Raw genomic sequence first — 18,765 nt, 5'->3', positions numbered from 1 at the left:
ACTCAGAATCGCAATGTCTGTTGTTTCTTATCTTGCGGTCGCAGTGATCGCATATCTCCTTGGCTCGATTCCTTTCGGGTATGTGCTGGTGCGTGTCTTCCGCAAAGAAGATATCCGCGAACAAGGCAGCGGCAATATTGGCGCGACGAATGTGATTCGCTCCGGCGCAAAAGGCCTGGGCGCGCTTACGTTTCTGCTGGATGGTTTGAAGGGAGCGTTCGCCGTTCTTGCGGCGGGATGGTTCTTTTCATCGCTTCCGGCGCAGAATGCAGCGGCGGTGGCCGCGCTGTTCGCGATCATCGGACATATATTTCCTGTGTGGTTGCACTTCAAGGGCGGTAAGGGAGTGGCGACAGCTCTTGGCCTGTTTCTTGCGCTGGCATGGCTTCCGGCGCTGGCTTCGCTCGGGGTTTTTGTCGTGGTGTTTGCGCTTTCGCGTTTTGTGTCGCTGGCTTCGATTCTGGGAGCAGCGGCGTTTCCGGCTTTTGCGTTTTTATTTCCGCATAATTCTTACAGCTTGTGGATGACGGCGGTGATTTTCATTGTGCCCGCCATCATCATTGTGAAGCACCATCAAAATATCAACCGCCTGCTGCACGGGACGGAATACCGCTTCGGAAAATCGAAGGAAACCTCGGAATGAGCCGCATTGCTGTGATGGGCAGCGGCGCATGGGGCACGGCGATTGCGCTGAGTCTTGCCAACCGCGGAGGGCATGAGATTATGCTGTGGTCGCATGCTCCTGAAGTTAGCGAGGGTATTCAGGAGCGTGGCGAGAATGCTGTTTTTCTACCGGGTTTTCGTATCCCGAAAACAATTCGTGCGACATCGAGCATTTCTGAAGCATTAGAGGAAGCGGAGATTGTCGTCAGCGTGATGCCTTCGCATCATGTGCGCGCGAGCTATGAGCAGTTCGCGGCTTATTTGAAGCCCGGCCAGGTGCTGGTGAGCGCAACCAAAGGCATTGAAGACGGGACTCTGCTGCGCATGAGCGAAGTGATTGCTGATGTGCTCGGTAGTTTCGGGTTAAATCTGCCGCTCGGCGTTTTAAGCGGGCCATCGTTCGCGCAGGAAGTGGCTGCGGGGTTTCCAACTGCGATTACGATTGCATCGCAGGATGCTGCGCTGGCGGCACAGATGCAGCAGGAGTTCTCGAGCCAGTCGCTGCGTCTCTATACGAATGAGGATGTGGTTGGCGTTGAGCTTGGCGGTGCACTTAAGAATGTCATCGCGATTGCCGCGGGCATTGTCGCGGGTCTCGGGCTGGGGCACAACAGCGCTGCTGCTCTGATTACACGCGGCATTGCGGAGACGACGCGGCTTGCTGTTGCCTGTGGTGGCCGGCGGGAGACGCTTGCGGGCCTCTCGGGTATTGGCGATCTGGTGCTTACCTGCACGGGAGCGCTTTCGCGCAACCGCACGGTCGGCATCGAGCTGGGGAAGGGGCGCAGGCTTCCGGAGATTCTTGCCGGGCTACATGGCAAGGTTGCCGAGGGCGTGCGGACAACATCAGCAGCGCTTGGTCTTGCGCGCCGCCATCAGGTGGAAATGCCGATCGCTGAGCAGGTGTATGCCATTCTCAATGAAGAGAGATCGCCGCTCGATGCGATGCGTGAGCTGATGTCGCGCCCCGGACGCGACGAATAGGTTGTTACACTTGAGGCAGCGGTATTTCCCATGATTCAAACGCTGTTTGGCAGCCTCAAAGAGGCGGAAGAGCCGGAAAAGAAAAGCATCTTCGACCGCATGAAGCAGGCCGTTTCGCGCACGCGAGAGAGCCTGGGCGAGCGGATCGAGAGCGTGATTGCGCTGACGCGCGAAGTGGATGAATCCGCGCTTGAAGAGCTGGAGATGAGCCTGCTTGCCTCCGATCTGGGCGTGACCACGACGACGGAAATTATTGACCACCTGCGCGAGCGCGCCAAGCGCCAGCAGATTCGCGACGGCGCGGAGTTGAAAGACCTGCTCAAGGAACAGATCAAGGGCATTCTCGATGAGCAGCAGCGTCCTGCTCCGTTTATTGCCGCTCCGCCCGCGGTCATCATGATGGTGGGCGTGAACGGTACCGGCAAGACGACGACCAGCGGCAAGCTCGCCGCGTATTTTCGCGCGCAGGGAAAGACTGTGCTGTTGTGCGCGGCGGATACCTTTCGCGCGGCTGCGATCGAGCAGCTGGAAGTCTGGAGCCAGCGCAGCGGTGTTGAGATGATCAAGGGCAAACAGGGCGGCGATCCTTCGGCGGTGCTTTTTGACGCGCTGCAAGCGGCAAAGGCGCGCGCTAAAGATGTGCTGATTGTGGATACGGCGGGTCGTCTGCATACGAAGAACAGCCTGATGGCCGAGCTTGACAAGATGCGCCGGACAACGCAACGTTTCATCCCTGATGCTCCGCATGAAGTGCTGCTGGTGATGGACGCGACCACAGGGCAGAACGGTCTGCAGCAGGCGCGCCTGTTTACCGAATCGGCGGGCGTGACCGGCATTGTGCTTACGAAGCTCGACGGAACCGCGAAGGGCGGCATTGCGGTTGCCATTGCGCGCGAGCTGAAACTGCCGGTGCGCTATGTGGGCGTGGGTGAGAAACTCGAAGACATTCTTCCTTTCGATAGCGATGCCTTTGTCGATTCGCTGCTTGGAGCTTAGGTTTTGACGGAAGACGATTTCCGGTGGATGAAGCGCGCGCTTGAGTTGGCCGCGCAGTCCGTTGGTCTTTCTTCGCCCAATCCCGCGGTTGGATGTGTTCTCGTGCAGAGCGATGGCACGGTCGCGGGCGAGGGCTTTCACAAATATGACGAGCTCGATCATGCAGAGATCGTCGCGCTGAAGCAGGCGGGAGCGAAGGCTCGCGGATCGACAGCTTATGTCACGCTGGAGCCGTGCTCGCATCAGGGGCGTACAGGGCCGTGTGCGGATGCTCTGATTGCCGCTGGCGTGAGTCGCGTGGTTGTTGCGACGGGCGATCCGAATCCTCAGGTGAATGGGCAGGGGATCGGGAAGCTGCGCGCCGCCGGCATTGAAGTTGAGGCTGGTGCTCTCCGAGATGAAGCGCGTGCATTGAATGATGGTTTCGCGAAATATATCCGCACGCAGCTGCCGTTTGTTACTTTGAAGGCCGGCGTTTCGCTCGATGGGCGCATCGCTCCTGCTCCGGGGACTGCCGAACCGGGAAGGCCGCACTATATTACGAGCGAAGCATCGCGGGCGGTCGTGCAGCGGATGCGCCATGCGTCTGATGCTGTGATCACCGGTATCGGGACGTTGATTGCGGACGATCCGCAGCTTACCGACCGCAGCGGTTTGCCGCGACGAAGGCCGCTGCTGCGCGTAGTGCTCGATTCGTCGCTGCGCCTGCCGCTCAATTCGAAGCTGGTGGAGACGGCGAAGGATGATGTGCTGGTGTTCTGCGCCAACTCTTCGGAACGCCAGCGTGAGCTTGAGGCGCGAGGCGTGCGCGTGGAGCACGTGCAGGCAGATTCAGAGCGAGTGCCGCTGGCGCGGGTTCTTGAGCGGCTGGGAGAGATGCGGATTCTGAGCGCCATGCTCGAAGGCGGGTCGCACCTGAACAGCGCCGCTCTCAGCGAGCAGGCCGTCGATAAGCTCTGCCTCTTCTATGCTCCTCAGGTGCTCGGCAGCGATGGCGTTCCTCTGTTTGCAGGTGGCGGAAGAATCCAACTGCAGATGGAAAGCATCTCCTGGAAGACGACAGGCGAAGATGCTTGCTTTGAGGCGTATCTTCGCGATCCGTGGAAGTAGAGCGGAAATAGAAAGGCAAATCGATGTTTACCGGATTGATTGAAGCGACGGGAAAAATTTTGAGCGTGGAAGAGCGCCTGGGTGCGCAGCGCATTGCTATCTCCGCGTCTGGAATTGCGGAGAAGCTGCGTACGGGCGACTCGGTGGCAGTGAGCGGAACGTGCCTGACGGCGCTTGATATCTCAGCCAATCCTCCGGTTTTTCATGCCGACTTGGCTGCGGAAACTATCGCGCGCACTTCGCTTGCGAGCCTGAAGCCGGGAACTGAGGTGAATCTCGAATTGCCTACGCCTGCGGGTACGCCGCTCGGCGGGCATGTTGTCCAGGGACATGTGGATGCGACAGGGACTCTCCTTTCTATCGAGCCGGTTTCACCGGATGCTGATCCGGCAACAACGGACTGGTGGCTGCGCATTTCAGTGCCGGAAAGCGTGGCGCGCTACGTGGTCGAGAAGGGCTCGATTGCGATTGAAGGCATCAGCCTGACGGTTGCGAAGTTTGACGGTAAGACGGTGACTGTCGCGATTATTCCGCATACCTATGCGCACACGAACCTCCATGCACTGAAGCCAGGAGATCCTGTGAATCTTGAAGCGGACGTGATGATGAAGTTCTTTGAGCAGAGGCAGCAGAAGGCGGAGCCGGAGTTCGAGCTTACGCTGGATTATCTGATTGCGAATGGGTATTGAACGGTCGCGCATCTTGCTTTCCCACTCTATCGCGCAAAACCGGCGCGATAGAATGGGGCACCCATTGTTTATGTCTATCGGAGCAAACTGCAGATCCTTCGACTCCGCTCAGGATGACAATTCAACACACTAGTTGCGCTTTTCCGTTGCGTCCGGTTCCGGGGGAACCAGTTCTACTGTGCCTGTGAGGCTGGATACGCGCTCGATGTGGTGGCGCACGCACCAGTGTTCCAGTCCGCGGGCGATGCGTTCGACGGCGCGCGGGTCAGCGTAGCTGGCTGTTCCTACCTGGACGGCTGTGGCTCCGGCCATCAGAAATTCGGCTGCATCTTCGGGAGTGGTGATTCCTCCCATGCCGATGACGGGGATGTGGACAGCCTTGGCTGCTTCCCACACCATGCGCACCGCGATGGGCTTGATCGCAGGGCCGGAGAGTCCTCCGGTGACGTTGAAGATGCGTGGGCGGCGCGTGTTTACATCGATCGAAAGCGAGACGAAGGTGTTGACGAGCGAGATGGCGTCGGCGCCTGCGTCTTCCGCGCAGCGCGCCATGGCGGAGATGGAGGTCACGTTAGGTGACAGCTTCACGATCAGCGGCCGCTTTGCGACTTCCCTGGTGCGAACCACCAGCTCGCCGAGCAGCTTCCAGTCGGTGCCGAAGACCTGTCCGCCATGCTTTGTGTTAGGACAGGAGGCATTGAGCTCGTAGGCTGCAATGCCGCTTTGTTCGTTTAATGCTTCGATGACCGCGATGTAATCTTCTACTTCGTAGCCGAAGATATTGGCGAAGACATTGCAGCCGGTATATTTCTGGAGCGCGGGCAGCTTGGTTTCAATAAATGCCTTGACGCCGATGTTCTGCAGGCCGATGGCATTGATCATGCCTGCAGGCGTTTCGATGATGCGCGGCGCTTTGTTGCCGGCCATGGGCTCGCGCGAAAGGCCCTTGGTGACGAAGCCGCCGATGCGATCGAGGGAAACAATCTCTTCAAATTCGATGCCGTAGGCGAAGGTGCCGCTGGCGGCGATGACCGGGTTGCGCAACTCGATTCCGGCGAACCGGACTTTCATATCGGGCTTCACTGCTGCGGCTGCTCCTTTGGCGCAGGCCTCTTCGCTCCAGCGCGCGTGGCGCGGCGTGTGCGCACTGGCGCAGGTTTGGGCTTGGGATAGCTCACTTCGGCAGAGGGCTTGAGCGCCTGCGTGAGGATATGCCCGACAGAGGCGGAAGGCTGATTGACTCCAAGCAGCGCTGCGAAGGTTGCAGCCAGGTCTACCGGCTCAACGCGCCCATGATAGATGGCGGTGTTGAAAGGCACGCCATAGAAGCCCAGAGGAACGTGGCGGTCATAGGAGTACGGCGTGAAGTGCGTGGTTCCTGTTCCTTGTTCGATGCCCATCTGGAAGGCCGCGGGAACGACGCGAACATACCATCCGCCGTTGGTGGTGTAGCTGTGCGCCAGCAAGTCGCCGAACTGGGTATGGGGCAGGTCGCCTCCGGCCAGTTGCAGGCGTGTATAGCTGCGATAGAGGACAGGGCGGGGCGGCAGCTTGGACTGCGCGGGCTGCGGTGTGTCCGGTGCTTTGGTCAGCGACTGGAAGGCGGGTTCGAGTGCGTTCTGGACGGCCTGTTCAGCTTCGAGCTCGTTGATTCCGGCACGCTCGAAGGAGGGACGGTTGAGCGAGATGTAGGGCAGCTCCTGATGCGGCAGAATGTACTCGACTTTTTCTCCGGGTGAGAATTTTGTGTTGATCGCATCGTTGAGCGTGGCGATGAGCTTGCTCGTGTCGATCTGTGCTGCGTTCAGGCCCATCTGCGCAGCAATTGCGGGCGAGGGGGCGACACCGTGGTCGGCGGTGATGGCGATCCAGACATTGCCTAGACCGCCTTCGACGTTCTTGTCGATCCAGGAGAAGAAGCTGTCGAGATCGGTGTCGAGCGCGTCGACGATGGCGCGCTGCTCGTCGGCATCGGGGCCAATGCGATGGCCGAGGATGTCTGTGCCGGAGATGCTGAGCGTGAGCATGTCGGTCACATCGTGTTTGCCGAGCTGCTCGCCGGTGATAAGGGCTTTGGCGAAGTCGAGCTCATAGCTGATGCTTGCAGAAGTGCCGCCGACTTCGTTCTCGAAATTGGTTACGTTGGGAAGATTTGCTTCCTGCTTGGCCTGATCGAGACGTCCGCTTGCATTGAATTCTGTAGCCCAATCGGGCAGCTGCTGCATGTAGTAAGTCGAAGTCTCGAAGCGCCCGGTTGCTTCATCGACCCAGAAGGCGCCGTTGGCCGCTGCTCCTGAGGGCATGATGGCGGCACGGTCTTTGAGCGAGACGCCGAAGACTTTGGCCTCGCCCTTGGTGTCGAGGCGCAGCTCATCGCCTATGGTGGAGGCGAGCAGATTGCGCGGCGAACGTCCGGGGCCGGTCTTGCTGCCCTGCGGCATGCCTACGATAGCGTAGCGCTCGTCTTCAACTGAAGTGACAGGATGATCCTTGCTGCGGTCGATGTCCCACCATTGATTTGCGCCGATGCCGTGGCCGTCCGTGTATGCTCCGGTGCCAATGGTCGCGTGTCCGGGAGCGGTGAGCAGGTTGGAGTAGCCGTAATAGCAATCAGGGAAGTAGGCGCCATGCTCGAGAAAGAGGCGTAGACCGCGCGGCTTGAAGTCGGAGCGATAGCGCTCGAGATAATCTTCCCGGAACTGATCGATGACCAGGATGACGACGAGCTTGGGATGCGCATCGTATGCGCTCGCACTCGCGCCAGGAGCGAATCCAAGGGTGAGCGAGAGAATCAGGACGAGCGAAAAGAAGCGCTTCAGCATTGGCATAGGAATTTGCATGAGGAAGTCAAGGCTCATCCTTATGGTAGCAAGGGAGTTTAGATGTGGAACGGCACGGGGCATGCTCAGATGATCAAACTTTCTGTAACACGATTTTCGTGTACACTATTCTCATGAAGAATGTGACATTAAGCGCTGATGAGAACTTGATCGAGCAGGCGCGTCTCATTGCCCGTGCTCAACACAAAACTCTGAATGCCGTGTTTCGAGAATGGCTAGTCTCATTTACCTCTCAGTCCGGAAGCGCTCAGGAGTTTGATGCTGTGATGCGCCGTTTGCGGCACGTTTCGGCAGGCAGGCACTTTACACGGGACGAAATGAATGAGCGGTAAATTCTTTCTGGATACAAATATCTTTGTTTACTCATTTGATAAAAGCTCACCTGCAAAGGCCCGTACATCTGCGCAACTCATACGGCAAGCAGTAGCAACACATAAAGGTGTTGTGAGCTACCAGGTAATACAAGAGTTTCTCAATATTGCGCTGCGACGTTTCTCGCAACCAATGACGACGGCTGACGCGGAGCAATATTTGAGCTCCATATTTCGTCCCTTATTGGCGATTCATTCTTCGCAGGCTTTATTTGTCGAGGCATTGCGCTTGCAGGATAAGCATCGGTTGTCCTGGTATGACTCCTTGATCGTAGCTGCGGCAATGGAGGCTGAGTGTGAGGTGCTCTACAGCGAAGATATGCAGCACGGCAGGAAGTTCAGTGACTTGCATATCATGAATCCATATTTGTAACGGATTCGGTTACACATCCATCCGGTTCGCTGCGGCGACGCGGCCATACCAGAGTCCCGAATCCTTTACGGTGCGCTTCTGGTCGCGGAAGTCCACGTTAACGAGGCCGTAGCGTTCCGTGTATCCATTGGCCCACTCAAAATTGTCGAGCAGCGTCCAGGCGTGAAAACTGCGCACTTTGGCGCCGTCGTGAATAGCGCGCGCCAGCTCTGCAAGCTCGTCCCGGAAGAACTGGATGCGGCGCGTATCGGGGATGCGGCCGCCTTCTTTTTCGTAAGGGCCATCGAGATAACTGCATCCGCTTTCTGTGATTTCAATGATGGGGTGGTTGTATTCGCGGCTGACGCGCATGACGAGATCGTAGATGCCGCGCGGGTAGATTTCGAGTCCAGCCTCGGTCAGCGGGTGTTCGGTGGGCATTACGGCCTGGAAGCGCGTGTACGGATCGCGGCCAGTTGCGGGGTCGGCTTCGATCTCGGTTCCGCTGAAGCCGCCTCCTCCTGCACCGTGAGCGCTGGAAACATCAGAGACAATACGGCGGTTGTAGTAGTGGAAACCAACCCAGTCGAGCGGCACCTGCATGATCTTCTCGTCGCCGGAGCGGATACCCATCTGCTCATATGGCGGCTCGTCTACGAATGCTTTGGGGTAGCGCCCGTGCATTGCTGCCTCGAGGAAGAAGACATTGTTCATGGCGTGATAGCGGTCGGCGGCGGCGCGGTCAGCTTCGGAGTCAGTCTTTGGATATGCAGGAGACATGCCGTAGGCGCTGCCCACGGTTGCTTTGGAGGAATTTGCCTTGAGTGCGCGGAAGCACTCGCCTTGCGCGAGGCTGACGGTGTGCGCAGCTTTCAGGAAGTCACTGAACTTCGCCCGTCCGGGCGGAAAGGCTCCGACGCCGTATCCCATATAGGTGAACGACCACGGCATGTTGAATGGCGCCCAGATGGTGATGCGGTCGCCGAGATGCTTGGCGAGGATTCCGGCGTAGTCGGCGAAATATCCGGCGAGGTCGCGGTTGGGCCAGCCGCCTCGGTCTTCAAGCGCCTGTGGCAGGTCCCAGTGATACATGGTGCAGAAGGGACGGATGCCGGCTTCGAGCAGAGCATCGGCGAAGCGGCTGTAGTGGTCGATGCCTTTTTGATTTGGCGCGCCTGTGCCTGTGGGCTGAATGCGCGGCCATGAGATGGAGAAGCGGTAGCTCTTCTGGTTGAGTCGCTTCATGATGGCGATGTCCTGCGGATAAAGGTGGTAGTGATCGCAGGCGACGTCGCCGGTAGTTCCGCCCTTTACTTTGCCGGTGGTGTGGGTGAAGCGGTCCCAGATGGACTCGCCTTTTCCGTCAGCGTTCCATGCGCCTTCTACCTGATAGGAAGCGGTAGCCATGCCCCAGAGAAAGTTATCAGGAAAGCGAGCGTCGTGGATGGAACTGGAGACCTGTTGCTGCGCTGCAAACCCATGCCGGGAAAGCGCCGCGCTGCCGGCTGCAACGAGTGAGTGATGCAGGAACTGACGTCGGTTCATCGATGGCTGCTCCAGTGAATTTATTGAAGCAACACATTAGCATTGTGTATGCGCCTGGGTACAGATTTCGCGATAAAGGTTGCATCGAACGCAATGCCGGGTTTACTAATCGACGAGGCAGGGCAGTCGGAAAGAAGTTTCGCGCATCTACTTATCTGGCACGATCCATCAGGGCAAGCGGATGGTGGAAAGGAAAATCAATGTTGTTTGTGAGAAAGGGAAGTGCGTGGCTTCTGGGGCTGGTTATGCTGTTGAGCTGCGTAATGCCGGCAGTGGCACAGCGCCGGAATGATCGTTACTACAATGGAATGCGGCAGGGTTATGGCCGTGGAAATAACAATCGCTATTATGATCGCCGCCATCACGATAGCGGTGGCATTGGACCCGGAAAGGGAGCATTGATCGGCGGCGCAGGCGGTGCTGCGCTGGGCGCGATTTTTGGCGGCGGCCTGAAAGGGGCACTGATTGGCGGCGCAGCGGGCGCAGGCGTTGGCGCAATTGCTGGAAAAGTACACCAGGACAACAAGAGAGACGACTGGCGGGAATATCACCGCCGTTGAAGAGGAGAGCTCGAGATGCAAGTGAAATGGGTGCAAGTGATCGCAATGAGCGCGATGCTGACAGTGGGTCTGTCAACTGCCGTGGCGCAACAGAACCAGACTCCAGCGACAAATCCGTCGGCCGTGACGCTCAAGGGCGGCCCGGACAATCAGCCGCACAGCTGGACCAAAGAGCAATTGCTGACCAGCACCGTGCACGAAGCATGGGTGATGAGCGGGCGCAATGAAGATCAATTCTTCGAGATGGTGAAAGAGCTGGCTGAGATCAGCGCTGAGAAGCGCGGTCTGGCTCTGCCGGAGACGGAGGAGGCCGGAAAGTCAGCGGGTCTGCTGATCAAGAAGACGGCGCGGAAAGATCCCGACCAGTTACTGTATGCGGTTGTAGATGCCGCGGTGAAGAAGACAGGGACGAAAGCCGGAGCGACTTCAGCTCAATAAGACGCCGTGATTGCAGTAAAGTAGAGCCATTGTGATCATTAATCTGGCTCGGCGTGCGCATAATCATAATTGGGAACTTGACCCGATCACGCGGTCCCTGCTCGACACGGATTTCTACAAGCTGCTCATGCTCCAGTTCATCTGGAAGCATTTTCCGAAAACTAAAGCTTCATTCTCGCTCATCAACCGCTCGGTAGATGTGCGTCTTGCTGACATTATCGAAATCGACGAGCTGCGCGAACAGCTGGAGCAGGCGCGGAAACTGCGCTTTCACAAATCTGAGCTGATATGGCTCGCGGGCAATACGTTCTATGGGCGGCGCGGCATCTTTGAGCCGGGATTTCTGGAGTGGCTGGAGAGCGATTTCCGGCTTTCTGATTATGAGCTGTCCAGAAAAGACGGGCAGCTTGTGCTCAACTTTCACGGGCTCTGGACGGAGACAACACTGTGGGAGATTTATGCGCTCACCACGGTCAGTGAGCTGAAGACGCGCGCCAGTCTGAAAAAATTGACCGAGTTCGAGCTGGACATTCTCTATGCGCGCGCCAAGACGCGGCTCTGGGAGAAGATGGCGCGTCTGCGCGGCGTTCCCGGCCTGCGCGTAAGCGACTTTGGAACAAGGCGGCGACACAGCTTTCTATGGCAGGAATATGTAGTGAAGGCGATGAGCGATGTTCTGGAGAAGAACTTTACCGGAACGTCGAATACCTTTCTTGCCTACAAGCATGACCTTGAAGCTATTGGCACCAATGCGCACGAGCTGCCGATGGCGCTGGCGGCGATGGCGCATACGGATGAAGAGTTGAAGGCGTCGCAATACCGGCTGCTCGATCTGTGGCAGCAGACATACCAGGGCGAGCTGTTGATTCTTTTGCCGGACACGTTCGGCACGACGCAGTTTCTAAGCGATGCCCCTGAGTGGGTGGCCGACTGGACCGGTCAGCGCGCGGACAGCAAGGATCCATTTGTTGCCGGTGATGAATACATCGCGTGGCTCGAACAGCGCGGGCGCGATCCGCGAAAGAAGCTGTTCATCGCATCGGATGCGCTGGATGTGGACACAATTCTTGGTTTGCATGCCTACTTTGCGGGAACCATCCGCAAAGGCGCCTCGCCCTCGGATTTTCAGAGCGCCAGTGATTTTCTGGATGAGAAGAAGTGGTCGCCGGATCGCCGCATCCGGTTCAGCGCCGGATGGGGCACTCTGCTGACAAATGATTTCCGCAACTGCAATCCGCTGGGCCATGACGGGTTCGATCCGCTGAGCCTGGTCTGCAAGATGAACGACGCAGATGGACAGCCTGCAGTGAAGCTTTCGGACAACTTTCAGAAATCGCTCGGGCCGGCGGAAGAAGTGGAACGCTACCGGCGCGTATTTGGAACTGTGGGTGTGGCAAATGCTCCGGTGCTGGTTTAGAAACGGTCGGCAAGGTATCTTCCAAGCCAATGGGCACGCTAAAAGAACAAACTGCAGGTTCCTCCGCTTCGTGCTTACGCACTCCGGTCGGAATGACAACCTGAGTGACATGGTTTTAGTAAGCTAGAGGTCTATGCTCGATCTTGCATTTGTCAGAGCCAACCTGCCGTTGGTTGAAGAAAAACTGCGCGCGCGCGGGCAGGACCCTGCTGCCTTGCTGGGGGATTTTCATTCCATCGATGCGAAGCGCCGCGAGCGCATCACTGAAGTGGAACAGCTGAAGGCGAAGCGCAACAAGTTGAGCGAGGAAGTGGCGCGGCTCAAGAAGTCCGGGCAGGATGCGACGGCGGTGATGGATGAGACGCGGTCGCTGAAGCAGAACATCGATTCGCTCGAAGCCGCCGCGAATGAAGCGGAAGAGCAGTTGCGCACCATTCTGCAGCGCATTCCCAATCTGCCGCATGAGTCGGTGCCTGCCGGCAAATCAGAGCAGGACAATGTTGAGATCAAGCGCTGGGGCAAGCAGCCGGAGTTCGATTTTCAGCCCAAGCCTCACTGGGAACTGGGCGAAGCGCTTGGCATTCTCGACTTCGAGCGCGCGGCGAAGATTTCCGGGGCGCGGTTTGCCGTTTACTGGGCTGAAGGCGCTCGTCTCGAGCGCGCACTAATCAATTTCATGCTCGATGTGCATACACGTGAGCATGGGTATACGGAAGTGCTTCCCCCGTTCATGGTCAACAGCAAGTCGCTGTTCGGAACAGGGCAGCTGCCCAAGTTTGCTGAAGACCTCTTTCGTTGCGAAGACGAGCAGGGTTTCAAGGAAGGCGAGTACCGCGAGAACGATCACTGGCTGATTCCTACGGCTGAAGTTCCGGTTACGAACCTTTATCGCGATGAGTCGCTCGATGAGGCAAAGCTCACGGTTTCGCTTACGGCCTATACGCCGTGCTTCCGCTCCGAGGCTGGTTCCTATGGAAAAGATGTGCGCGGCATCATTCGCCAGCACCAGTTCCAGAAAGTCGAGCTGGTGAAGTTTGCCAGGCCGGAAGAGAGCTACGACGAGCTCGAGAAGCTGACGGCAAATGCTGAGGCGATCCTGGAGAAGCTGGGACTACCGTATCGCCGCATGTTGCTCTGTACGGCCGATATGGGCTTCAGCTCGGCGAAGACCTATGACCTTGAAGTGTGGCTGCCGGGGCAGGGGCTGTATCGCGAGATTTCTTCCTGCTCGAATTTCGAGGCCTTCCAGGCGAGGCGCGCGAATATTCGCTACCGCCCGCAGGGGAAAGGCAAGACTGAATTTTTGCATACCCTGAATGGCAGTGGACTGGCGACAGGCCGCACGTGGCTGGCGATTCTTGAGAATTACCAGCAGGCTGATGGCTCTGTGCGTGTGCCCGACGTGCTGGTTCCATACATGGGTGGGCAGACGGTGATTGCACCCAGGTAAAATAAATGCAGGTTCTTCGACTGCGCGTGCTGCGCACGCTCCGCTCAGAATGACAAACTGATTTTTTGTCGCTCGGGATGACAATTTATGGGCCGTATTCTCAAAAGCTATTTGTTCTGGACCTACGAGCGTGGCAGCTTTCACTACGATGTGATGGTGACGCTGATCCTTGCATTCATCTTCATCACGCCTCGCGTCTGGAACTATGGCGACCATCCTGCCGCGGGGAATTTTGCTCCGAGCGAGGTGGTGGTGCGGGCTGACGGCGCCAACGGGTTTACCTATCAGATTCCGGCTGAGCAGCTGCACGGCAATACCTCCCTTAAGAACAGCATGGAGCAGGCTATTGAGCACATTTCCGGGCCGATGGTAGTGGACCACTACGATACACTCAGGGATGCAAGCGGCAAGGTGACCGCCTATAAAGTCTGGGCGCATCGCTAGCCGAGTACCTGCATCTAACTCCGTGTTTGACTCATTGACTATGAACCGATTCAAGGCTGTTTCCCTCGCTGCCGTTGCCGCTGTTTTTGCGCTTCTTGCCGTTCCTATCCGCGCGCAGAATGACGATCTTCAGAAAGTCCTGAGCCAGATGGATGCTGCTTCGCAGAAGTTCCAGAGTGCTCAGGCCGACTTCAAATGGGATTCTTTTACGGCTGTAGTGCAGAGCCACGAGATCAATGAAGGCACGACTGCGTTTCGACGGGCCGGCAAGAATGTCGAGATGGTCACGCATGTGAAGACGGACAATGGCCAGCCTGCGCCCAAAGATCTTCTCTATAAGGACGGTACGCTGACGTTCTACCAGCCCGCGATCAAGCAGCAGAATATTTTTTCCGCGGGTGCAAACCGCCAGCAGTATGAGGGCTTTCTGACGCTGGGGTTCGGCGGCAGCGGCAAGGACCTTGCGGCTGCGTGGAACATTCAATATCAGGGCACAGAGACGATTGACGGCGTGCAGACGGCGAAGCTGGACCTGACGCCAAAGCAGTCGAGCGAGAACCAGATGTTTTCGCACATCACGGTCTGGATCGATCCTGCGCGCGCGGTTCCGCTCAAGCAGCAGTTCTTTCAGGCGAGCGGCGATTCGCGCACTGCGACCTACGCGAACATCCAGATGAGCAATGTTCCGGCGAGCGCCTTTTCTCTGAAGATTCCGCCTGGTACGCAGACTATCCGCAAATAAACGCTTCAGTCTGGAGATTTCGACCTGATGATCTCCAGTTGGTGAAGGAAGAATCCGAGGGGGTGCATCGGGTTGTGCTCGCCGATGTGCAGCTCGCCTCTGGCGTGCGATGAGCTTTCGTCGCGGTAAAGAATTGCGTGTCCGGAATCTGCTCCGGTGAGAAAACTTCCGGGCGATCGCATGTGATACTTCAGCGGGCTGCGTCGGAAGTGATTGTCCAGGAATGATGCGAAGTAGCCTGCGTCATGGAAGGCCCGGATTGCCTGGTCTTGATTGCCGGGGAATGTCCAGAGTGCATGCAGCCGCTGGTTTCCATGGCCGTAGTCGAAGAAGGTGAAGGAGAAATTCCTGAGCGCTCCGCTGCCGGGAACGTTTGAGACTCTGCTGTTGCCGAGAACCCATGAGGCTATGAACTGATTGTTGTTCGTGCTGCTGAGAATGACATCTTTGCCGTTGAAGCTGCCGGTGTAGATGATGCCATACTCATCTGAGAGGCCGCCGCTCTCGTTTTCAGTAACGATAATCCTGCGGGCCTCATTTCCTTTTTCGGGGATTGCGAACATGAGGTCAGTTTCCGGCTGCAATCTTCTCCGTCTGCTGCGACATTTTTGCAGTGCGCTCGATCTTGTCCCAATTGAAGGAGCGCCCATCGATAGCGCGTTTAAGCGTCTTGAAGAGCACGAGCGAGAAAATCTGCCGGTATGAGAAGCGCTGTATCCAGATGTGGAAGAGCAGCCAGCCGTCACCCTTGTTTGCGGGATGGCGACGTTCCAGCATAAAGGCCAGCGCCGAGGTCACGAAGTCGATTACCAGGAATGCAAGGAAGTAGACGAGCAGTTTCTCGAAGCTGGCTGCGCTTGCGGCTTCCGGATGAAAGTGCCGGTTCCACCAGTACTGGATGACGCCTGCTGCGAACATGATGTCGATGAAGGGCGAGACCAGCGGCAGCAGAATCTGGAAGACGAGAATATTGGGCAACGCAAAGAGGCCCATGGCGCGATTGGTGCGAAAAGCCTGCTTGTGCTTGAAGACCGCCTGCAGAATTCCGAAGGACCAGCGGAAGCGCTGCCGCATCAGGCCATTGACGGTGGTCGGCGCCTCAGTGAATGCGAGCGCGCGGTCGTCATAGATGACCTTGTAGTTCTGCTCAAGCAGGTTCATCGTCAGGTCGGCGTCTTCGGCAACGGTGTTGATGGGGTAGCCTCCGCCCTTGATGACTGCCGCGGTGCGCCATGCTCCGATGGCGCCCGGAACGACGGTGACGACATTGAAGAGATCGAGCGCGCGCCGCTCGAAGTTCTGGCTGGTGATGTATTCAAGCGCCTGCCAGCGCGTGAGCAGGTTGACCTTGTTGCCTACCTTGGCGTTGCCGGCGATTGCGCCGACGCGCTCATCGGCAAAGTGAACGACGAGTTTTGCGACCGCATCGGGCGCGATGACGGTATCGGCGTCGATGCCGACGTAGAAATCTTCTTCGAGATTCTGCAGGCCGAAATTCAAAGCCTCAGCCTTGCCGGCGTTGGGCTTGGTGAGGACGGTGAGCTTGCCCGAGGCAATCTCCTGCGGATATGCATCGCGAACGATATCGAAGGTGCGGTCTTTCGATCCGTCGTCGATGACCATGATGCGCAGGTTCTTGTATGTCGAGTTCAGGACGGAGCGCACGGTGCGCACGATAACTTTTTCTTCGTTGTAGGCGGGTATGAGCACGGCGATGCGCGGCTCGAATTCTCCGGCGTCAGGAACCTTGCGGCGCCGGAAGCGCTCGATCAGAGCGAAGAAGCCGATCAGAATGAGGCGCGCGCTCATCAGCACGTCGCCGACGAAGAAGACCATCACGACGAAGTGGCCGAAGAAGCCATAGATCATGAAGGCTACGGCATCGATGCGGGCCTGCCAGCGCAACTCGGGCGCAATGGGTGGCATGACTTCCGCTGTCGTCTTGCCCATCAATTCAGAGACGGGAACAAACTGATAGCCCTTGGCACGAAGCGTCGTGATCAGCAGGGGAAGCGCGGCTACTGTAGCGGAGCGGTCGCCTCCGCCATCGTGCATCAGGATGACGCTGCCGCGGAACCATGGGCGGGTCTTCATCTCGTCGATCTGGCGCAGCACGCCATCAACAATCTCCTGCGGCGACTTGCGCGGATGCTCATTCCAGTCGTCGGTGTCGATCTTATTGCCGATGATGGTGTAGCCCATCTGCTGGATACGGTCGACAGGAGCGGCCTGGTCGTTGGTGTCCGGCTCCTGGTCGATGGAATAGGGCGGACGGAAATAGAGCGGCTGCACGCCGAGCTCTGCGGCGAAGAGTCGCTCGGTGAGGTTCATTTCGAGATCGAGCTGGCGCGGAGAGATTTCGCTGATGTCCGGATGCGTGAAGGTGTGGTTGCCGATCTCATGACCTTCGCGCACATAACGCTTCAGCAGGCTGGTGTGGTCGGCAGCCTCTTCGCCGATGACCAGAAACGTTCCCTTCACGTTGTACTGCTTGAGAATGTTGAGGATCCTCGGCGTCCACACCGGATCGGGGCCATCATCAAAAGAAAGCGCGACCTTGTTGGGCTGGTAACCGTAATAATGCAGCGTGTAAGAGTGCGGAAGCTCGACCATCTCTTCATCGGTGACGGTGAAGTTGTCGGCATCCATGTTGATGGTGCGCGCGCCGCGCTGCGGACGCGTGGTGACGCGGAGAATATCGCCCTCGCCTTCGTTGTTTACGCCGTTGCCGGGAGGAACGTCCTTGAGCTGCAGCGGGGCATCGGTAGCGCTGGGGTGGTCCCAGATGGACCACAGCGAGCCGTCTTCTTCGCCGAGGCGCCAGAGAGCGAAGGTTCTCAGTCCCATCTGCCTGGCAGCGCGCAGCTCGTTCAGCGCTGTGACTCCGTCGAGGAACCATACCTGGTGGCGCACGTGCTCGTCTTCGTCATCGTAGACGAAGTGCGGGTTCAGCTCGTCGCCTTCAAGATGCACGTCGGCGTCGGAGTCGGCGGCGCGCTGCCACGCTTCCTGCACGGTCAGATCTTCTGTGTCGAGGACTTTACTGCTGGGTTTCTTGCCTTTTTCGGGCAGCGGAGTTGACCAGTCATAACCATAATTGCCGATGGCACAGAGGATCTTTTCCTTCGGAACCAGCTTGAGCATGTGCGACAGGTTGCCTTCGAACCAGTCCTGGGAGGCTATGGGGCCCGGCTCGCTCGATGTCTCGTGCTCGTCATAGTTCATCAGGATGACGCCGTCGGAGTTTTTTGCGAGAGACTTGAGGAGCGTGTCCGATGCGCTGACCTGCACATTCACATAGAGACGCAGGTTCTTGGCTTTGAAATCGTTATAGATTTCGGCGATCCAGTCGGCGTAAAGCTTTTCATCCTTGTCGGGGATTTCTTCGAAGTCAAGGCAGATGCCGCGGTAATTCGGGTTTGCCGAGAGAAATTTGTCGAACTGGATGTGAAGGTTTTCACGCGCTGCCGGATCTTCGAGAATTTTCCCAATGACTTTGCCATTAAATGTGTCGGCAAGATTGTCGTAGTTGTTGACCATGGGGAAGACTTCGGTGTCTTCCTTGGCCGCAGCGATAAGCCGTGCCACCTTGTTTTCGGGATCTATGCCGTGTACGCCGGCTGAATCCACCACGTCATAGAGGTGAACAGGGAAAAGCGAGGTTGCAGCGCGCAGCTTTCCATCGGGAGTAGCGACATGCAGCCAGTCGGGAAAGAGCATGTCGACCTGATGGATATGCTGCCTGAGCGAGGAGTAGCTGGCCTCATCATTGACATAAAAGGCGGCTCGCAGGCCTTCATCCGAGTTGAGCGGGATATCGGAAGGCTTGCGATGCGTGCGGCGGCGGGAAGACCGCTGCACGGCTTTCTTGAGATCGAGCGGTTTGAGCGCCTTGTAGTTGCGCTTTTGCGTGGGAAGCAGCAATTCCGGCAGTGACTGGCGCTTGATAACGCTGAAGGCAAAAACAGCGAGGACAACGGTCAGCACGACGGCGGTGACGTCGAGCAAGCGCCTGAGCCGTTTCCAGCGTTTCCGCTGCGGATCATAGAAGACTTGTTTCATTCAATACCGGTATTCTCAGAATCTTATTCTATTCAGTTGCATCTGCACCTGGCTCGGGGGATTCGGTTCGGTCGAGACGGCTCTCTTCTGTATGATTCACTT

17 protein-coding genes are annotated in these 18,765 nt (G+C 57.6%); 12 read left to right on the top strand and 5 right to left on the bottom strand.

Annotated features, from left to right (window positions below):
* Positions 1-13 precede the first annotated feature (13 nt).
* Genes plsY through AC5S16_RS11310 form a run of 5 tightly spaced genes read left to right on the top strand, consistent with a single transcriptional unit; the run spans position 14 to position 4,442 of the window.
* Complete coding sequence (plsY, locus tag AC5S16_RS11330) at positions 14-643, top strand: glycerol-3-phosphate 1-O-acyltransferase PlsY (RefSeq protein WP_493930172.1); 630 nt, start codon at positions 14-16, stop codon at positions 641-643.
* On the top strand, positions 640-1,647 hold the full coding sequence (locus AC5S16_RS11325) for an NAD(P)H-dependent glycerol-3-phosphate dehydrogenase (RefSeq protein WP_493930171.1): 1,008 nt from the start codon (positions 640-642) through the stop codon (positions 1,645-1,647). The genes plsY and AC5S16_RS11325 overlap by 4 nt, the downstream gene beginning before the upstream one ends.
* Positions 1,648-1,677: 30 nt before the next feature.
* Positions 1,678-2,643: a signal recognition particle-docking protein FtsY gene (gene ftsY, locus AC5S16_RS11320; protein WP_493930170.1), complete on the top strand. Its 966-nt coding sequence runs from the start codon at positions 1,678-1,680 to the stop codon at positions 2,641-2,643.
* 3 nt (positions 2,644-2,646) lie between these two features.
* On the top strand, positions 2,647-3,753 hold the full coding sequence (gene ribD / locus AC5S16_RS11315; protein ID WP_493930169.1) for a bifunctional diaminohydroxyphosphoribosylaminopyrimidine deaminase/5-amino-6-(5-phosphoribosylamino)uracil reductase RibD: 1,107 nt from the start codon (positions 2,647-2,649) through the stop codon (positions 3,751-3,753).
* A 23-nt stretch (positions 3,754-3,776) separates the two neighbouring features.
* On the top strand, positions 3,777-4,442 hold the full coding sequence (locus tag AC5S16_RS11310) for a riboflavin synthase (protein WP_493930168.1): 666 nt from the start codon (positions 3,777-3,779) through the stop codon (positions 4,440-4,442).
* A gap of 129 nt (positions 4,443-4,571) precedes the next feature.
* On the opposite strand, the gene AC5S16_RS11305 is transcribed toward AC5S16_RS11310, so the two are convergent.
* The gene (locus AC5S16_RS11305; protein ID WP_493930167.1) at positions 4,572-5,513 is read right to left on the bottom strand and encodes a dihydroorotate dehydrogenase; all 942 of its coding nucleotides are present in this window, start codon (positions 5,511-5,513) and stop codon (positions 4,572-4,574) included.
* Positions 5,514-5,521: 8 nt separating this feature from the next.
* The gene (locus tag AC5S16_RS11300) at positions 5,522-7,270 is read right to left on the bottom strand and encodes an alkaline phosphatase family protein (protein ID WP_493930166.1); all 1,749 of its coding nucleotides are present in this window, start codon (positions 7,268-7,270) and stop codon (positions 5,522-5,524) included.
* Between the two features lie 333 nt (positions 7,271-7,603).
* Between AC5S16_RS11300 and AC5S16_RS11295 the strand changes: the two genes are divergently transcribed.
* Entirely contained in the window at positions 7,604-8,026 is a 423-nt protein-coding gene (locus tag AC5S16_RS11295) for a PIN domain-containing protein (protein WP_493930165.1), read from the top strand.
* 9 nt (positions 8,027-8,035) lie between these two features.
* On the opposite strand, the gene AC5S16_RS11290 is transcribed toward AC5S16_RS11295, so the two are convergent.
* Positions 8,036-9,550: a glycoside hydrolase family 1 protein gene (locus AC5S16_RS11290; protein WP_493930164.1), complete on the bottom strand. Its 1,515-nt coding sequence runs from the start codon at positions 9,548-9,550 to the stop codon at positions 8,036-8,038.
* 200 nt (positions 9,551-9,750) lie between these two features.
* Between AC5S16_RS11290 and AC5S16_RS11285 the strand changes: the two genes are divergently transcribed.
* The 6 genes from AC5S16_RS11285 (at position 9,751) to AC5S16_RS11260 (ending at position 14,601) form a co-directional block, all read left to right on the top strand.
* Positions 9,751-10,110: a hypothetical protein gene (locus tag AC5S16_RS11285; protein WP_493930163.1), complete on the top strand. Its 360-nt coding sequence runs from the start codon at positions 9,751-9,753 to the stop codon at positions 10,108-10,110.
* A gap of 15 nt (positions 10,111-10,125) precedes the next feature.
* Positions 10,126-10,548 (top strand): hypothetical protein, encoded by a 423-nt coding sequence (locus AC5S16_RS11280; RefSeq protein WP_493930162.1) that lies wholly within the window; start codon positions 10,126-10,128, stop codon positions 10,546-10,548.
* Between the two features lie 31 nt (positions 10,549-10,579).
* The gene (locus AC5S16_RS11275; protein WP_493930161.1) at positions 10,580-11,965 is read left to right on the top strand and encodes a nicotinate phosphoribosyltransferase; all 1,386 of its coding nucleotides are present in this window, start codon (positions 10,580-10,582) and stop codon (positions 11,963-11,965) included.
* 133 nt (positions 11,966-12,098) lie between these two features.
* Positions 12,099-13,415: a serine--tRNA ligase gene (gene serS / locus AC5S16_RS11270; RefSeq protein WP_493930160.1), complete on the top strand. Its 1,317-nt coding sequence runs from the start codon at positions 12,099-12,101 to the stop codon at positions 13,413-13,415.
* A gap of 87 nt (positions 13,416-13,502) precedes the next feature.
* Positions 13,503-13,859 carry a hypothetical protein gene (locus AC5S16_RS11265; protein ID WP_493930159.1) on the top strand — a complete coding sequence of 119 codons (357 nt, stop codon included), beginning with the start codon at positions 13,503-13,505 and terminating at the stop codon, positions 13,857-13,859.
* Between the two features lie 40 nt (positions 13,860-13,899).
* Entirely contained in the window at positions 13,900-14,601 is a 702-nt protein-coding gene (locus tag AC5S16_RS11260; RefSeq protein WP_493930158.1) for a LolA family protein, read from the top strand.
* A gap of 5 nt (positions 14,602-14,606) precedes the next feature.
* Here AC5S16_RS11260 and AC5S16_RS11255 read toward each other — a convergent pair whose 3' ends face one another.
* Together AC5S16_RS11255 and AC5S16_RS11250 are read right to left on the bottom strand one after the other, a co-directional pair.
* Positions 14,607-15,164, bottom strand: coding sequence for a hypothetical protein (locus AC5S16_RS11255; RefSeq protein WP_493930157.1), 558 nt, complete (start codon positions 15,162-15,164; stop codon positions 14,607-14,609).
* Between the two features lie 4 nt (positions 15,165-15,168).
* Entirely contained in the window at positions 15,169-18,663 is a 3,495-nt protein-coding gene (locus AC5S16_RS11250) for a trifunctional glycoside hydrolase family 18/polysaccharide deacetylase/glycosyltransferase family 2 protein (RefSeq protein ID WP_493930156.1), read from the bottom strand.
* Between the last annotated feature and the right edge of the window lie 102 nt (positions 18,664-18,765).

The organism is Acidobacterium sp. FHG110202_01 (assembly GCF_059115305.1).
Note: the sequence above shows the minus strand (reverse complement) of the source record. Positions and strands in the feature narration are given on the sequence as shown.

Excerpts from the sequence above, each read along its gene's own strand:
- plsY (WP_493930172.1), top strand. The coding sequence starts at position 14 with ATGTCTGTTGTTTCTTATCTTGCGGTCGCAGTGATCGCATATCTCCTT.
- AC5S16_RS11325 (WP_493930171.1), top strand. The coding sequence starts at position 640 with ATGAGCCGCATTGCTGTGATGGGCAGCGGCGCATGGGGCACGGCGATT.
- ftsY (WP_493930170.1), top strand. The coding sequence starts at position 1,678 with ATGATTCAAACGCTGTTTGGCAGCCTCAAAGAGGCGGAAGAGCCGGAA.
- AC5S16_RS11310 (WP_493930168.1), top strand. The coding sequence starts at position 3,777 with ATGTTTACCGGATTGATTGAAGCGACGGGAAAAATTTTGAGCGTGGAA.
- AC5S16_RS11305 (WP_493930167.1), bottom strand. The coding sequence starts at position 5,513 with ATGAAAGTCCGGTTCGCCGGAATCGAGTTGCGCAACCCGGTCATCGCC.
- AC5S16_RS11300 (WP_493930166.1), bottom strand. The coding sequence starts at position 7,270 with ATGCCAATGCTGAAGCGCTTCTTTTCGCTCGTCCTGATTCTCTCGCTC.
- AC5S16_RS11295 (WP_493930165.1), top strand. The coding sequence starts at position 7,604 with ATGAGCGGTAAATTCTTTCTGGATACAAATATCTTTGTTTACTCATTT.
- AC5S16_RS11290 (WP_493930164.1), bottom strand. The coding sequence starts at position 9,550 with ATGAACCGACGTCAGTTCCTGCATCACTCACTCGTTGCAGCCGGCAGC.
- AC5S16_RS11285 (WP_493930163.1), top strand. The coding sequence starts at position 9,751 with ATGTTGTTTGTGAGAAAGGGAAGTGCGTGGCTTCTGGGGCTGGTTATG.
- AC5S16_RS11280 (WP_493930162.1), top strand. The coding sequence starts at position 10,126 with ATGCAAGTGAAATGGGTGCAAGTGATCGCAATGAGCGCGATGCTGACA.
- serS (WP_493930160.1), top strand. The coding sequence starts at position 12,099 with ATGCTCGATCTTGCATTTGTCAGAGCCAACCTGCCGTTGGTTGAAGAA.
- AC5S16_RS11265 (WP_493930159.1), top strand. The coding sequence starts at position 13,503 with ATGGGCCGTATTCTCAAAAGCTATTTGTTCTGGACCTACGAGCGTGGC.
- AC5S16_RS11260 (WP_493930158.1), top strand. The coding sequence starts at position 13,900 with ATGAACCGATTCAAGGCTGTTTCCCTCGCTGCCGTTGCCGCTGTTTTT.
- AC5S16_RS11255 (WP_493930157.1), bottom strand. The coding sequence starts at position 15,164 with ATGTTCGCAATCCCCGAAAAAGGAAATGAGGCCCGCAGGATTATCGTT.
- AC5S16_RS11250 (WP_493930156.1), bottom strand. The coding sequence starts at position 18,663 with ATGAAACAAGTCTTCTATGATCCGCAGCGGAAACGCTGGAAACGGCTC.